Origin of the sequence: Limibacillus halophilus (assembly GCF_014191775.1) — a bacterium.
In the GTDB taxonomy this organism is placed as follows: Bacteria; Pseudomonadota; Alphaproteobacteria; order Kiloniellales; family CECT-8803; genus Limibacillus; species Limibacillus halophilus.
On the sequence record NZ_JACHXA010000007.1, the window covers coordinates 151156 to 166648 of the forward strand.

General features: G+C 58.5%; 14 protein-coding genes. 11 read left to right on the forward strand and 3 right to left on the reverse strand.

The features are described from left to right. Positions 1-43: 43 nt before the first annotated feature. The 3 genes from FHR98_RS12750 to FHR98_RS12760 form a co-directional block, all read right to left on the reverse strand. The gene (locus tag FHR98_RS12750) at positions 44-1393 is read right to left on the reverse strand and encodes a tetratricopeptide repeat protein (protein WP_183417086.1); all 1350 of its coding nucleotides are present in this window, start codon (positions 1391-1393) and stop codon (positions 44-46) included. Between the two features lie 120 nt (positions 1394-1513). Beyond that, a complete protein-coding gene (locus FHR98_RS12755; RefSeq protein ID WP_183417087.1) occupies positions 1514-1702 on the reverse strand; it encodes a hypothetical protein in 189 nt (62 codons plus the stop codon). Positions 1703-1846: 144 nt separating this feature from the next. After that, positions 1847-2776, reverse strand: coding sequence for a homocysteine S-methyltransferase family protein (locus tag FHR98_RS12760; RefSeq protein ID WP_183417088.1), 930 nt, complete (start codon positions 2774-2776; stop codon positions 1847-1849). 156 nt (positions 2777-2932) lie between these two features. Between FHR98_RS12760 and FHR98_RS12765 the strand changes: the two genes are divergently transcribed. From FHR98_RS12765 to FHR98_RS12815, 11 genes are all read left to right on the forward strand, one after another. Beyond that, positions 2933-4198, forward strand: a complete 1266-nt coding sequence (locus tag FHR98_RS12765) for a CaiB/BaiF CoA transferase family protein (RefSeq protein ID WP_183417089.1) — start codon at positions 2933-2935, stop codon at positions 4196-4198. A 6-nt stretch (positions 4199-4204) separates the two neighbouring features. Beyond that, complete coding sequence (gene acdA, locus FHR98_RS12770; RefSeq protein ID WP_183417090.1) at positions 4205-5419, forward strand: 3-sulfinopropanoyl-CoA desulfinase; 1215 nt, start codon at positions 4205-4207, stop codon at positions 5417-5419. Beyond that, entirely contained in the window at positions 5416-7020 is a 1605-nt protein-coding gene (locus tag FHR98_RS12775) for a thiamine pyrophosphate-binding protein (protein ID WP_183417091.1), read from the forward strand. The genes acdA and FHR98_RS12775 overlap by 4 nt, the downstream gene beginning before the upstream one ends. 299 nt (positions 7021-7319) lie before the next feature. Then, on the forward strand, positions 7320-7562 hold the full coding sequence (locus tag FHR98_RS12780) for a YMGG-like glycine zipper-containing protein (protein ID WP_221205885.1): 243 nt from the start codon (positions 7320-7322) through the stop codon (positions 7560-7562). 52 nt (positions 7563-7614) lie between these two features. Further along, complete coding sequence (locus tag FHR98_RS12785) at positions 7615-7971, forward strand: hypothetical protein (RefSeq protein WP_183417092.1); 357 nt, start codon at positions 7615-7617, stop codon at positions 7969-7971. 235 nt (positions 7972-8206) lie between these two features. Next, positions 8207-9736 carry a hypothetical protein gene (locus FHR98_RS12790; RefSeq protein WP_183417093.1) on the forward strand — a complete coding sequence of 510 codons (1530 nt, stop codon included), beginning with the start codon at positions 8207-8209 and terminating at the stop codon, positions 9734-9736. A 7-nt stretch (positions 9737-9743) separates the two neighbouring features. Next, complete coding sequence (locus tag FHR98_RS12795) at positions 9744-11345, forward strand: hypothetical protein (RefSeq protein ID WP_183417094.1); 1602 nt, start codon at positions 9744-9746, stop codon at positions 11343-11345. A 296-nt stretch (positions 11346-11641) separates the two neighbouring features. Further along, a complete protein-coding gene (locus FHR98_RS12800) occupies positions 11642-11815 on the forward strand; it encodes a Flp family type IVb pilin (protein ID WP_183417095.1) in 174 nt (57 codons plus the stop codon). A 225-nt stretch (positions 11816-12040) separates the two neighbouring features. Continuing rightward, a complete protein-coding gene (gene cpaB / locus FHR98_RS12805; RefSeq protein ID WP_183417096.1) occupies positions 12041-13675 on the forward strand; it encodes a Flp pilus assembly protein CpaB in 1635 nt (544 codons plus the stop codon). Between the two features lie 40 nt (positions 13676-13715). Continuing rightward, positions 13716-15143 (forward strand): type II and III secretion system protein family protein, encoded by a 1428-nt coding sequence (locus FHR98_RS12810; RefSeq protein WP_183417097.1) that lies wholly within the window; start codon positions 13716-13718, stop codon positions 15141-15143. Positions 15144-15151: 8 nt separating this feature from the next. Further along, on the forward strand, positions 15152-15445 hold the full coding sequence (locus FHR98_RS12815; RefSeq protein ID WP_183417098.1) for a hypothetical protein: 294 nt from the start codon (positions 15152-15154) through the stop codon (positions 15443-15445). Positions 15446-15493 lie beyond the last annotated feature (48 nt).

The window sequence follows — 15493 nt, forward strand, 5'->3', positions numbered from 1 at the left end:
AATAGCTCTATGATATTCGCCTATGGAGGCTGGGCGTTCGATCCTACTGAAGAAGCGCCGCGGCCTGACGATAACAGAGGCGTTCAGGTACGTCCGAGAATCCAAAGGCTTTGGCGTCGTCTACCACGATGGCCAGGAGATCGGCCTGCCCCAGCCGGCCCAACGCAAACACCAGCATCTGCGTAAAAACATCCCGCTGTGCGTGACTGCCGCCCATTTGCCAAAGTGACCTGCGCGCGGGGAACAGGGCGGCGACGACATCCTCGTATTGGGCCTGTCTGAAGGCGATTGCGCCGCGCGCCGCCGGAATCGCAGCGGCGCGATAGCGCGGACCCAGGGTTCCCTTGTCAGTGGCAGCGAAAGCCTCCATCGATGCCAAGAGACCATAAGACTCTTCGAAGCGCCCGCTAGCGGCCAGGATCAGCGCGTAATGAGGGCTGGTGAAGGGGCTGGTGTGGTCCTCCAACCGATTGAGCGTGAGTTGTAGCAATTCCTCCCAACGGTCTCCGACAGGGACCTTGCACATCTCCAAGCGCTGCAGCATTGAGGCGCCGTTCTGCATGTCGATGTAAAGGTCCGCCATGGATTTGAGCAACGGAAGTTCGCGGTTGCGGATCCAGTTGTCGTAGATGTCGATTACCGCCTCGAACTCGCCGTGCTCCAGGTGGAACAAGCAGCGATGCCACCAAAGATGCAACGCCATCTGATTGGCCTCGCCCCAATGGTCTTTTAGCCCATCGAGCCAGGCGATACCCTCGTCTATCCGGTTCTCCATGATCATTACATGAGCCATGGCGTGCGTGCCCCAGACATCGGATGGGTCGATCTCAACGGCCTGACGGGCAAGCTTCTCCGCGCCGCGATAATCGCCGCTTTCTTCCAAATCGAAAGCGCGGCAGGAAAGGTGGATGCCGTAGCTGGGCACCGCTTCGCTCCAAGCGGGAGCGACACGGGCCGAAATATCTGCGGACCACTCCATTTCGCCGATCCAGAACAACTCCATTTGAGCGAGGCGCTGAGCAAAAAGGTCCAGGGGGTGTTGAACTAAAATTGTCTCGTAGAGCGCAACCGACCCGGAGATGTCGCCTTGGAAAGCGGCTTTCAGAGCCGCTAGGTAGAGTTGCTCGCGAGGCGTCATCGCCGTCGTGGTTTCTTCGGCGCTGGCAATGGCCGCGGCAATTTTCGGGCGGAAGTGGATGTTGCGTGCGCCGTGTAGAATCAAGCCGCTAACGATGTGGGCAAACCCAAAGTCAGGATCGGTCTCGAGACTGTTGCGTAATGGAGGAATGACGGCGGCCCGCCAATGCAGAAAATTGTGAATCGCCAAGTCCAACGCAGCGGCCGCGTCGGCGCTGTCGCTGGTCATTGCATGACCACGTTCATCCTGCTGCACGCCAAATCCTCCCGCTTAATACTATCCAGTCTGATACCGGTCATAGTAGCGGAAGGATCACATGAGGCCAGACCCTCCTGCCGTTTTTTGGGTCCTGACCTGACTTCTCAAGCGTACCTACTAGCGGCCACTGCCCCGGTGGCGATTGTTTATCGACATCAAGAAAGCATCGGTGTCGCTGTTTCCTGTCGCAGCGATGTCCTTGCCGTCGGCTTCAATGTAGTTACCTTGGGACGATCCGCCTTGCGTGCAGGCCGACACGACGAAGGCCGTTAGCGCAACAAGAGAGATATTCTTGAAACTCAACATCGGTCCGCTCCTTTTCAAATTGCCATGGGTTTCGACGCTGCCGCCAAACCCTGTCCAGCACAGTGACTATTATTTCAGTGAAAACTGGATGAATTAAAATACACAATCGTGCGATTTCTTTGCGATCAGACCTCCAAACCCCAATCAGAGTGGTATTTCTTCATGCAGTTTGCGAATGTGTTCGGGTTCGATGCCGCAGCAGCCACCGACTATACATGCGCCGGCTTCAACCCAACGGCGCACGAATGTCAGATAGCTATCGGGTGTCAGATCGCGACGAAGACCGGAAGTGCTTTCATTGGCCCCTTCAGCGCTGCTGCGATCCTCGAATGTGTTGGCGTAAACGCCGAGCTTCAGAGCCGTTTGGCCTAAGGTGGCCTGCTCCCTGATCGCTGTTGCGGCCAGGGTGATTGCAGGCAACATGACCTCGGGCTGGCTGCAGTTGAAAAGCAGGGCATGGGCGCCAAGCGCATGCGCTGCGGCCACGCTGGCGGCAATGCTTTCACCAGATCGAAGACGAGGAGGGTGCAGTCTGTCGTCAGCGATATCCTCCAAAGTAAAGGACAGCCAGAGCGGCCGTTGATCTTCGCTGTCGGCGCGGTCGAGGCCTACCTTGATCGCCTCGGCTTCCGCAATGCTGCCCAAAGTTTCGCCGAGCCAGATATCGACCCATGGCGACAGGCCTGCGATCAGGGGTTCCAGGATACTTTGCGCTGTCGGCGCATTGAAAAGATCTGGGCGATATGACCCGAATAGCGGTGGCAGCGATCCCGCGACCCTGGCGGTATGAGAGGCTCGCTCAACTGCTTGACGCGCAAGACGCCCGGAGAGATGTGCCAGTGTTTGAGCCTGATCCCGGAACCGCTGCTCGCCGATGTGAAACGGCACCAATGCATAGCTGTTGGTTGTCACGATCTCTGACCCAGCCTGCAAGAAAGCCTGGTGGACGGCCTCTACTGTCTCCGGAGCCTCCATCAGTGCTAGAGCCGACCATTCGGGTTGGCGAAATGGTGCGCCGATTCGCATGAGTTCGCGGCCCATGCCGCCGTCTAGAAGGATAACGCCACCTTGCATCTGATGTCCCTTTCCCTGTCCCCGGCTGCCGAGGGCTTGCCGCGAACCGACCCGATCCCATCGATAAGAAAAAAGTGCCCCGATAGCGCTTTCTTTTCGCGTGCTGCGCCGATAGCCTGACCTCCTTCCCTCACAGGATACGAGAGATTGATCAGCATGAGCGACGAGTCTGCGCCTGATACCAAGAAAGGCCCTCTTTCGGACTTACGAATTCTCGACCTGAGCCGGATTTTGGCCGGACCAACCTGCACGCAGTTGCTAGGCGATTTGGGCGCCGATGTCATCAAGATTGAAAAGCCCGGTGCAGGCGACGATACCAGGACTTGGGGGCCACCCTTCGTGAAGGCGCCCGACGGGCAGGAAACCAGCGAGAGCGCCTACTATCTTTGCGCCAACCGGAATAAGCGCTCGGTTACCGTTGACGTGGCCTCACCCGAAGGAGCGTCGTTGATCCGCGAGCTTGCTGGTCACTGCGATGTGCTGGTGGAAAATTTCAAGGTTGGTGGGTTGGTCAAGTACGGCCTGGGCTATGAAGACCTCAGGGCGCTTCATCCGCGTCTGATTTATTGTTCGATCACAGGCTATGGCCAGACAGGGCCGCATGCTTCCAAAGCCGGGTACGACGTCATGGCGCAAGGCTTCGGCGGTATCATGAGCTTGACCGGTGCGCCCGAGGGCGAACCGATGAAGGTTGGTGTGGGGATCGCCGACGTCATGTGCGGTATGTATGCTTCGACCGCTATTCTTGCGGCGCTGCGTCATCGCGATAAAACGGGCGAGGGCCAGCATATCGATCTGGGGTTAGTCGACACACAGGTGTCCTGGCTGATCAACGAAGGAACGAACTATCTGACCTCCGGGAAGGTGCCGCAAAGGCGCGGCAATCAGCATCCCAACATTGTGCCCTATCAAGTTATGGAGGCTGCTGACGGCCACGTCATCATCGCCGTCGGGAATGACAGCCAGTACAAGCGATTCTGCCAGTTTATCGGTGTGGCAGAACTTGCCGAGGATCCGCGCTTTGCGGTCAATCGGCAGCGATTGGCCAACCGGGAAGAGCTGATACCGCTGTTGGAAGCCGCAGTCAGGAAGATCGCCAAGCAGGATTTGCTGGAGGGGCTGGGTAAACTCGGTGTCCCCGCCGGCCCCGTCAATAATCTGCAGGAGGTCTTCGATTCCGATCAAGTGGCGGCGCGGGAGATGCGGGTACGCATGGCGCATCCGCTGTCCGGCCCCGAAGGTGTTGAATTGATCGGCAACCCGACGAAGCTCTCGGCTACCCCTGTGACCTATCGGCGACCGCCGCCCTATCTAGGGCAGCATACTGCCGAGGTGTTATCCGAACTGCTCGGCGCACAAGGATACGAGAAGGCCCGCGCGAGCGGCGCACTCGGCGTGATGACTGAAAGAAACAAGGACTGATCGGCAATGTTTGATTTGACCAGCGGGCAACAAGATTTACGGGCGCGGGCGCGCAGTCTTGCAGAATCGCATGTAGCGGGCCGGGCAGCAGAAGTGGATGCAAGCGAAGCCTACCCGGTCGACACCGTGGAAAAACTCACAGCGGCCGGTTTCATGGGCATGACCGTCCCCAAGGATTTGGGCGGCGCCGGCCGCAGCTATCTGGACACGGTCCTGGTCATCGAGGAGATGGCGCGCGTTTGCGGCGTGACCGGACGCATTGTCGTTGAAGGCAATATGGGTGCCATTGGCGCGATCCTGCGGTATGGATCGCCTGAACAAAAGGAACTGGCAGCCAAGCTGGTGCTGGCCGGAGATAAGCCCGCCATCTGCATCACCGAACCGGGCGCCGGCAGTGCTGCGACTGAAATGACCACGACGGCTGAAAAGCAGGGAAACCACTTCGTACTGAACGGAACCAAACATTGGATAACGGGCGGCGGAGTGTCGCGCTTGCATCTGATCTTCGCGAAGCTGGTCGAGGATGGTGAGCCGAAGGGTATCGCCGGGTTCATCGCTCTCCGCGATGAAGATGAGGGGCTGGAGATTGGGACCCGTGAACCGGCATTGGGGCTTAGGGGGATTCCTGAAACGCGGGTTCATTTTCGCAATCTGAAGTTGGGCGCGGATCGTTTGCTCGTACCGCCGGAGGGCATTGCCCGTGGGTTTGCGGGCCTGATGACGGCTTACAATTCCCAGCGAGTCGGTGCGGCAACAGTGGCGCTGGGAATAGCCCAGGGCGCGTTCGAGACGGCTCGGGACTTCACCAAGAAGCGGGAGCAGTTTGGACGTCCAATAGCCGAGTTCCAAGGTCTGCAGTGGATTCTGGCGGACATGAAGGTTGCTATCGATGCGGCCCGGTTGATGATCTGGCAGGCTGCCGCCAGTGCCGAGACCAACGGCACCGGTTTTCCGGACCCCCTGCTTGCTGCCCAGGCAAAGATATTGGCGTCGGAGACTGCCGTTAAGGTCACCAACGATGCCTTGCAGTTGCACGGGGCGGCGGGCTATTCCCGAAACAACCCGATCGAACGGATGCTCCGGGACGCGCGCATGTTCACCATTGGCGGCGGCACCGCCCAAATGCTGCGCAATCTGGTTGCAGGAAAGATCCTGGGCATCAAGACCCCGCAAACGCGAGACGGTTACCATAAGCTTATGAAAGGCAAAGCCGGATCATGACCACTGCATCCGATCTGATCGCCAAACGGCTTTACGATGCAGGCTGTCGCTACGCCTTCGGCATCCCCGGTGGAGAAGTATTGGCGATCATGGAGGCCTTGGATCGGGTGGGAATCAAGGTCGTGCTTGCCCGGCATGAAAACTGCGCCGGGTTCATGGGTGAGGGCGCCCACCATCACGACGGTGCCCCCGCCATCTTGGTGGCGACGATCGGTCCGGGTCTGGCGAACGCTGCGAACGTGATTGCCAATGCGCATCAGGACCGTGTGCCGATGATCGTCTTGACGGGCTGCGTTCCGGCCCGCGAGCGGCACAGCTACACGCACCAGGTTTTCGACCACGTGCGGCTCATAGAGCCTATTGCCAAGGCTGCCTACCGTGTAGAGGCAGGGAACGCGGCGCTGCTGATCGACAAGGCTGTAACACTGGCGAGCGAAGGACGTCCTGGGCCGGTGCTCTTGGACCTGCCCATCGATGTGCAGACAATGGAGGAAGAACCCATTCATCCGCGCCGGCAAGCCCTGCAAGCGGTCGTCCCGGCGGCGGGCGAAGGGCTGGAACAGGCGCGCTATTGGCTCTCCCAAGCAGAGCGCCCCATAGTGATCGCGGGCGTTGGGGTGCTTGACGAAGTCGGCGCCGAGGCCGTGGCGACGTTCTGTCGGCAGTTTCGGATCCCCTTGATCACGAGTTACAAGGCCAAAGGCATCTTGCCGGAAGACGATCCATTGGCGCTGGGCGGCGCTGGGTTGTCGCCGCGAGTGGACGCGCATTTACTGCCCTTGATAGCCAAGTCTGACTGTATCGTCCTAGCCGGGTACGATCCCATCGAAATGCGTGTCGGGTGGCGCGATCCTTGGCCGGAAGGCGCTCGGGTGATCGACATATCGGCTGTGGCCAATGATCACGGAATGCACCAGGCCGCCCTCAACTTCGTCGGTGACGTGGCCGCGTCCCTCAAAGTGCTGGGTGCCGGGTTGTCGTCTCGCAAGAACTGGGCTGCGGGTGAAGCCGCCGAGGTTCGTCGGAAGCTGTGGGCGGAAAGTGGCGCGGACGAGACCTGGGGACCTGCCGCCGTGGTCGACGAGTTGCGGCGCGGATTGCCGCGCGAAGCGGTCGTCACGACGGACAGTGGGGCGCACCGTATCCTTTTGAGTCAAATCTTCGAATGTTACCGGCGTCGCGGCCTATTGCAGTCCTCTGCGCTCTGTACCATGGGCTGTGCGGTGCCCTTGGCCATCGGACGAAAGTTGGCCGAGCCGGACTGTCCGGTCGTGGCGACGGTCGGCGACGGCGGATTGGAAATGTTCCTTGGAGAGTTGGCGACCATTCGCGACCTGAATCTCTCTTTGCCGATCATTGTGTTTGTTGACGAGCAACTTGCCCTGATCGAGGTCAAGCAGCGGCGCTCGAACCTGCCACCGCTGGCGGTGGATTTTGGCGCGACGGATTTCCCTGCTGTCGCCAAGGCTCTGGGAGGCGCGGGTGAATGGTGCCGCAACCGTGCAGAGTTCGCCGAAGCGTTGCAGCGGGCCTTGCAGTACCCGGGCTTCACAGTGATTGCCGCAGTCATCGGCAAACGCGCGTACGACGGGCGTCTTTAAGCTTATTGCATCGGAAGGGGCCACCGCCGTGAAACGGAGGTGTGAAACGTTCGCTGCTTACGTCGCCGGTCTGTGGGTATTTCCTATAAGTATTTGAAAAATCACAATTATATGTAGCCAAACTGTGTCATGTCTGTGACAGCGGTTGTTGACCCTCGTGGGCTTTCCTAGGTGGTTGGGTACGTTCGATTGCAGCCCCATTCGCCATGACGACGCTTGGGGTGTTGCAGGAAAAACGCAAAAGGGAACTGCACAGTAAGAAGACGTACGAGGAACGCGGTTCCGAAAGGAGGACAGGCATGAGCTCCCTGGCAAAAACGATGATGATTCTGACGGTTGCCGCTCCGCTGGCAGCCTGCGGGAACACGCAAGGTGAGCGCGCCCTGAGTGGTGCCGGTATCGGTGCGGGTACAGGTGCCGTTGCAGGTGCCCTGACCGGCGGCAGTGTACTTGGCGGTGCTGTCCTGGGTGGTGCAGCGGGTGCTGCGGTTGGTGCGCTGACCGACGAAGACCAGATCAACCTTGATCACCACCATCACTGATGATGTTGAGCGTCATCGATTCGTTGTGACCGAACTCAGCAAGGAGAGTGTGATGAAACGCGAAACGACATTCTACAACCGTACGGCCACCGCCCTTGTGGTGGGGCTCGGTCTGACTTTCGGCGCCGCCGCTTTGCCTGCTTCCGCCACGGCCTCCACGGAAAGCGATCGAGCCGCCTACCTGGAGCGCCAGGAGCAGCAGATCATGAAGGCTGAAGAGATGATCGAACAGCAGCCCGACTCCGAAGAGCCCGCCATGGCCGATCTTAAAAGAGCCTGGCAGCAGGTCGAACACGACTGGGCCCGCTTGAAGGACTCGGCGGCGGAAGACTGGCAGGACGCAAAGCAGGCCTTTGAGGAAACCTGGATTGGGTTTCAGGAGGAATGGGACGAGATGACCGCCGAGTAAAACACGACCCGCTCATATTGTGGCCCGGTGAGCCGTGCAGGCTGCCGGGCCATTTCTTTGTTGCCCCCTGCTTTGTCGAAGACCGGGGTTACTTGCAAGGGAACGCCAGATGGGGCGTCTTGCCGCGAATCCCCGCCAGAGCGTAAAAGAACAAATCATCGTTAGATAAAATTTTACTTTTAAGCCTCATGCTCTCACCCGGTTCAGCGCTGAGAGGAGAAGACAAGAGGTGCCAATGAGATTGAGAAAGCTGCTTCTCGCGACCTTGTCGTATGAGGCTCTGCCCTTTTACCTCTTGTTCCTGCTGGCGGTCGTATCGACGCTCGGCAGTGCCGCGCCCGGTGTAAGTGACCCGGATTATTTCTGGCATCTATCGACGGGTCGCTATATCTCGGAAACTGGAGCAGTCCCCGGCGGCGATCCGTTTTCCTTCAGTATGAAGGGCGCGGAGTGGGTGCTCGAAGAATGGCCATTTCAATACCTCGTGTTTCAGATTTACCAACTGTGGGGACACGCAGGCAATCTGGTGATGGCCGCTTTGGTGATGGCGGTTTCGCTGGGGATTACCTACCGATCTGCCCGCTTGTTCATGGCCAATGCTTTTCCAGCCTTGATACTCACGGCCGCCGCCAGCTTGCCAATGCTGGCCTTTACGGCGCCCAGACCGCATCTGACGACCTATCTGCTGTTCGCCGTCTTCCTGCATTTACTGTTGAAGGCCAAGTATCTCGGACGCCATCGTATTCTCGCCTGGCTTCCGGTCATCATGATCGTATGGGTTAACCTCCACGGAGGTTTCATGATCGGACTGGCCCTTCTTTTGTCTTTTCTGGCCGGCGAAGCGGTGCGGTGGTTCTTTTTCGACAGAACCGAAAATGGCGGCGCGCGCTTGGTGACAGTTCTTGGATGGTCATTCCTGGCTTGTATTCTGGCCAGCTTCATAAATATCGACGGCCCGCAGAGGCTCATCTACCCGCTGCAGGTTGTTGGCATGAGCATTAATGCCGATTTGGCAGAATGGCGGCCGTTGAATTTGAACGACACCTTGCCGCGCATCTTCGCGGCAACGCTTTTGGCCTACCTTCTGGCGCTCGTTTGGCGGCGTGGAAAGGCGGACCTAACCGAGGTTGCGCTACCGATCGCTCTGTCATTTGCGGCCTTTAGTGCCGCCCGGCACCTGCCCTTTGCAATCATGACATTGATTCCTCTGACGGCTCGCTTCATGTCGAGCTTGGCGCTTAGGGACGGTCTTGAGGACGCGCGCACGCGATGGAACTGGCTTTCTGATTGGATCGGGAAAATGAACAGCCCTCGACAGGGCAAAGCAGCGGTGGACGGCCTGTTTTGTCTTCTCGTCGCTGTTGCGGCTGCGGTTCTCGTGCCGATGAGCGTAGCGCGGTCGCTGACATCCGAGGTGAATCCGCTGATCGAAGTGGCGGACTATCTGGAGGCCAATCCGCGCCAAGGCCGAATGCTCAACGCCTATGGCGACGGCGGCTATCTCATCTGGCGGCTTTTTCCGGAAACGGAGGTCTTCATAGATGGCCGCGCGGGGCTCTATCGGAATGCCTTCGTCAGTGACTATTTTCAGGCTGCAACGGGTGGCCGGAACTGGCGCACCTTCCTGGAACGATGGGACTTTGACTATGCCGTCCTTCCCGCGACGCTGCCGCTTGCGCAGTTGATGATCGCAAGCGGCCAATATCACGAAGAGCGCCGCATTGGCGCCCATAGCCTCCTCCTACGGGATCGCAACAAGGATTGAGAATGTCATGACCCGGTTGCGACAGAACCCTATTGCAGTCTTGGTTAGCGCCGAGATGGTGTCCTTCGTCACTTTGATCTTCATCTGTCAGCTCGTCATGCAGACCGGGATTGCGCCGGGCCTGGCCGATCCGGACTACCAGTGGCATCTGAAGGCCGGGGAGCTGATCGCCGCGACCGGCGCCTTGCCGACAGGCGATCCTTTTTCCTGGACCTTTGAGGGTCAACCCTGGGTCTTGCATGAGTGGCTGTTCCAGCTTCTTCTCTATGGTGTTTATAGCCTTGGTGGTGAGCCTGCCGTGCTTTTCATGACCGCGCTGGTTGGTGGCGCGGCGCTGTTCGTTGCCGCGCGCCTGGCCGATAGGTTTATTCAAAGGCCGTTGGCGAGCTGTCTGCTTACACTGTTCTTCTGTGTGATCCTGGTGAGTTTCATGGCGCCGCGTCCGCACCTGTTCAGCTACCTGTTTTTCGGCGTGCAGTTGGGTCTTTTGTGGCGCGCGCGGTATGAGACCAAACAAGGCGGTCTTTTCCTGCTGCCGGTGCTGATGGTGGTCTGGGTCAATCTGCACGGCGGTTATTTCGTCGGCCTTGCCTTCTTATTTGCCTTTGCCGCATCGGAGTCGCTGCGGTTGCTCTTGGTGGAGCGCGTCGCGCCGACGGGCCCCGGCGGGGGTTACTTGGCGCGGCTATGGATTGTTTTGCTTCTGACGCTGGCGGCCAGCGGCGTGAATCCCTACGGCTTCGGTCACCTTCTTTATCCGCTGACGGTCATGCAGATGGAAGCCATCAGCACGATCAGTGAGTGGGCGACCCTGAACTTTAGCGATCTGAAGAATCTATCGTTTGTCGTGGCGTTCATGGGATTCGTGGCCTTGATGGTGGGGCGGCGCGATAAACCTGATCTGACCGAGATACTGCTGCCTTTGGTTACGGTTGCGGCCGGCATCGCTTCAGCCCGGAACGCGCCCTTTGCGGTGGTTATCATGGTGGCCTACGCGGGCAGATTTATCGGCGATGGTGCGTTGCTGCCGCTGGCGAGCGCCTTCGGTTTAGACAGGCGTTCTGCCGAGTCGCAGGGGGATTCGCTCAACCCGAGGATAGAGCGTCTGCTAAATGGGCTTATCGTCGTTCTGCTTGCCGGTTATGCAATCGGTGCCAGCAACAGCGCGCAGTATTTCTCCAGGATTGCGGCGTTCAGACCGACTGAGTTGACTGATTTCATCAAGCAGCAGGACCTCCAGGGCCGGATGATGAACGAGTACGGCTTGGGCGGGCACCTGATCCGGGACCTTTATCCGGAGCGCAAGGTGTTCATCGACGGTAGAGCGGATCTCTATGGCGACTCCTTTGTCCTCGCCAATCATCGGGCTACTAAACAGGGCGAAAACTGGCGGCGGCATTTGGACGATTGGCAGATCGATTACGCCGTCGTCCAAAAGCAGGACGCTATTGCCAAGCTATTGTACGAGGCGGGCGACTTCGCCTTGGTTTTCGACGGAAAGATTTACGAAATTTATGTTCGACGGGGCGACAAGAACGGTGCGGTCATTCAAAGGTTCGAGACAACTAGAACCGACGGAACGCCTGGTAACCAGGGTGTAAAAGAGTAGTCATCGAATGTTGAATTATAGGAACACACTGTTGCAAAATTGCATCAACAGGCGGGTCGAAGCTTGTTTTGGATCGCTTTTTCTCGCCAAGAAACAAGATGATTGCTACCATAATTCATAATTCGTTACATTTGAGCGCCTTATCGTGTAGAGTGTAACGAATTGTTTAGTAAATGTGCCTTAAGAGTACATACGGCCAATAACCTTTCATCCCATAAAAGTGGGGGTGAGGTTTGGCCTCGCTGCAAAGCGAAGGGGAAAAACGAAGGTGAACGTGAAAATAGGAGAAGCAAGTTATGAAGAAGCTTAACAAACTTATCGCTGGTTTCGTCCGTGACGAAGACGGCGCGTCCCTGATCGAATACTCGATCCTGATTGGTCTTATCGCAGCTCTGGTGGTCGCCATCATTGGCGCCGTCGGCGGTTGGATCAACACCCAGTGGGATACGCTGAACACGGCGTTGACGTAAGCCGGGTGAAGGTTCAGCAAAAAATTGCTGGACTTCTAAGCTAGGTCGAGGGGGCTGGAGGCTATCAAGCCCCTGGCCCCCTCGATTACTTTGCGGCTCAATTACTTTGCGGCTCAATCGAGAGTTCGCAGTTGATCTCCGGGTACATTTGTCACAAGGGGCGGATTGCCGGGGGTTCTCGTAGGAGGCGCCGACGGTTGCTTCTGACGTAAGGGGAGAAGGTCCATGCGTGCTCGCGGATTTCTGATCGTTGCTCTGGCGCTGATTTTGGCAGTTGGTGCAGTGTTCCTGGTTCAGCGATGGATGTCGCAGCAACAAGGCTCTGCCGTCGTCGAGCAAAGGGGCCCCCAGATGACCACCGTGGTCGTGGCCCGTACGCCGCTACGTTATGGCGACCGTATCCGCGGTGAACATATCCGGGCCGTCGAATGGCCCGCCGAATTTGCTCCCGAAGGAGCTTTCACGAAAACGGAAGAAGTTTTGGTCGAGGAAGGCCGGGTGGCCTTGCGCGCCTTCGAGCCTAATGAACCGCTCCTGCGTAACCGGGTCTCCGGTCCGGGCGGTCGGGCTTCGATGTCCACGCGCATCGACCCCAGCAAGCGCGCCGCGACGATCGTGGTGAACACGGTTTTGAGCGTCGGCGGTTTCGTCGAGCCAGATGATCGGGTCGATATCCTTTTGACCTGGGAACGCGAAGACGGGCAGATGGGCACGGACGTACTGCTTCAGAATGTCCGTATTCTTGCCGTGGACCAGCAGATCCAAGCCGACGACAAGACTGTCGTTGCCAAGAGCGTAACCGTAGAGTTGCTGCCCGAGCAGGTTCAGAAGCTGACATTGGCGCGCACTGTCGGTCAGTTCGCGATCGCGCTGCGTAACGTTGGCGATGTCGAGGCAATTCAAGCGCGCACTATTACGATGCAGGACCTGCAGGCCAGCGAAGCGCCGCCGACACAGGCGGTCGTAGAACCTGAGCCGGTTATGACGCCGACGAGCCCGGTCCTCGCGGAAACGCCCAACATCAGTCAGTCTGGGACCACAGAAATGACGGCGGAGCAGCAGGCCGCCGCCGCCGCCGCCGAGGCAGCCGCGGTCGCAGCGGCGCAAGCCGCCCAGGCAGCCGCTGCGGAAGCCGAGAAGGCCGCGATGGAAAAGGCGAAGATGTCGCAGATCGTCGTCGCACGGGTGCGCTTGCCCTTCGGCAGCCGCATCGGTGCACAGCACCTGGCGCTACGTGATTGGGAGACCGATCAGATTCCGGAAGGCGCCTTTACCTCGATCGATGATTTGATCGGCGCGCAACCACGCAAGGTGCTGCAACCGATTGAACCGAACGAGCCTTTGTTGGTTTCCAATGTGACGGACCCGGGCGGACGGGCGACGCTGTCAGCGATTGTCGAACCGGAGAATCGCGCTGTTACGATTTCAGTCAACGAAGTGTTGGGTGTGGCCGGTTTCGTAAAGCCCGATGATCGCGTTGACGTGATTTTGACGCGCGAGGCGCCCAGTGGCCCGGAATCCAGGACATTGCTCCAGAATATCAAGGTGCTTGCGGCTGATCAGCAAGTAACCAATGAAAACGAGGTTCCTGAGATCGTTACGACGGTGACGCTTTCGGCTGATCCCGTGCAGGCCAAGAAGCTTGTTCTGGCCAGCACGATCGGGACGATGGCCTTGATGCTGCGGTCCAACAAGGACGACGATGTGGTCGACGACAAGGCGGTGACATTGGGGAACTTGTTCGCTGATCAGCCTGTTGTCACGAAGGCGGCGAGTAACACGCCGGCATATAATCCCTTTGCGACGGTCAAGGTTCATCGAGGTCTAACTTCGACAACCGAGAGCGTTCGCAAGGAATAGTGTGGGGGTCGCAAAGGTGAAGCTGGGGGAGGCAAGACATATGATGGCCAGTTATACACGGTCAATGAACGTGATCGTCAGTATCCGGTCCGGGTTTTTCGCGACCCTGATCGCATTGCTCGGGTTGGTGGTGATGGCAAACGCCGCCACGGCCCAGATCACGATCGAGAATGGACGCGACACCGGTCGACATGCCGGCGAGATCATCGTCCCGCTTAACAAGTCACAAATCTTGCGTACCCAGGAGCCTTTCACAGAGATCATGATTGGTAATCCTGAGATCGCGGACGTTGTTCCGTTGACCAATAAATCGGCTTACGTCCTAGGACGCGCGCTCGGTAATACGAGCATCACGATTTACGGGGCGGGACGTAAGTTGATCGCGATTGGCGATCTGGTGGTTGGCTACGATGTCGCCGGCTTGAAGGCGAAACTTTACGAAGTGATGCCCGATGAGCGGATCGAAGTTCGCTCGGTCAACGACGCTGTGCTCTTAAAAGGCCATGTTTCCAGCACGCCGGTTGCCGCACGGGCCGCCGCCATCGCGGAAAGCTATGCGCCGGGCAAGGTGCAGAACGGTCTATCGGTGGATTCGAGCCAGCAGGTTATGCTGCAGGTCCGATTTGCCGAGGTGTCGCGTTCGGTTGGCAAGGCACTCGGGTTGTCCTTGGATACCTCTTACAGCAGCGGTGATTTCACCTTCAGCGGTGTCACAACCGGTGGACTGGCGAGCGCATTCGGCACGATCGGAATTGGCGGCACGTTGGGCGCCCTGGCCATTGATGCCACGCTTGACGCGTTGGAAACGAAAGGGCTGGTACACAGCCTCGCAGAGCCGAATCTTGTCGTGCTATCAGGTGACACGGCCAGCTTCCTCGCTGGTGGTGAGTTCCCGGTCCCCGTGGCGCAGGACAACGATTCCATCACGGTTGAATTCAAGGAGTTTGGCGTATCGCTGTCCTTCACGCCGACCGTGCTCGATGGCGATCTCATAAACCTGATCGTCCGACCCGAGGTCAGCGCTATCGACCCGACGCGCAGCTTCGCTGTTCCGGGAAGCGGTTTGAACATTCCCGGTTTGATTACGCGCCGTGCCGAAACCACGGTAGAGCTTCGCGACGGGCAGAGCTTCGCAATCGCGGGGCTTTACCAGAGCAGTTACGACAACGCCATCCAGCAGTTCCCATGGTTGGGCGACATCCCGATTATAGGGGCGTTGTTCCGCAGCTCCGACTTCCAGCAGGACGAATCGGAACTGGTGATCATTGTCACGCCGCGCCTTGTCAAACCGGCGCAGTCTCCTGACGATCTCCGGGTTCCAACCGATCTTTATCTGCGTCCCAACGAGGGAGAATTCTTCCTTCTGGGCCGTACCGTGGGAGCTGGCCAAGGCGGCACGGCCGCTGCGCCCATGGCAGCGGGTTCTGCCGGCGGGATGGCCGGTAACCATGGCTACATTTTAAAGTGAGGTCCAAGATGAACGGCACGACACCAAAATTCGCGGCTTGCCTGCTCATGCTCCTTGGCCTCGCGGCCTGTGAGAATCATGCGAGCACCTGGAACTTCGGGCCGCCGCGCCAATCCTTGATGTCCGGCGAGTCCTCGTCTTTCAACGCTAGTGTTCATACGATTGATCCGGCGCCGGAGTCGGCGAAGAATACTGATATTGAAATGAATGGTACGCGTGCGGCGGCGGCCTATGGCCGTTATGTCACGGGCACTGTAATTGCTCCTGAGGAGATTATCACCAGTGACGTAGGAGAGGATTAGCCGCTGTAGGGATTGCTAACCGCGGATAGCGTCGGCCAACTAGGGCCG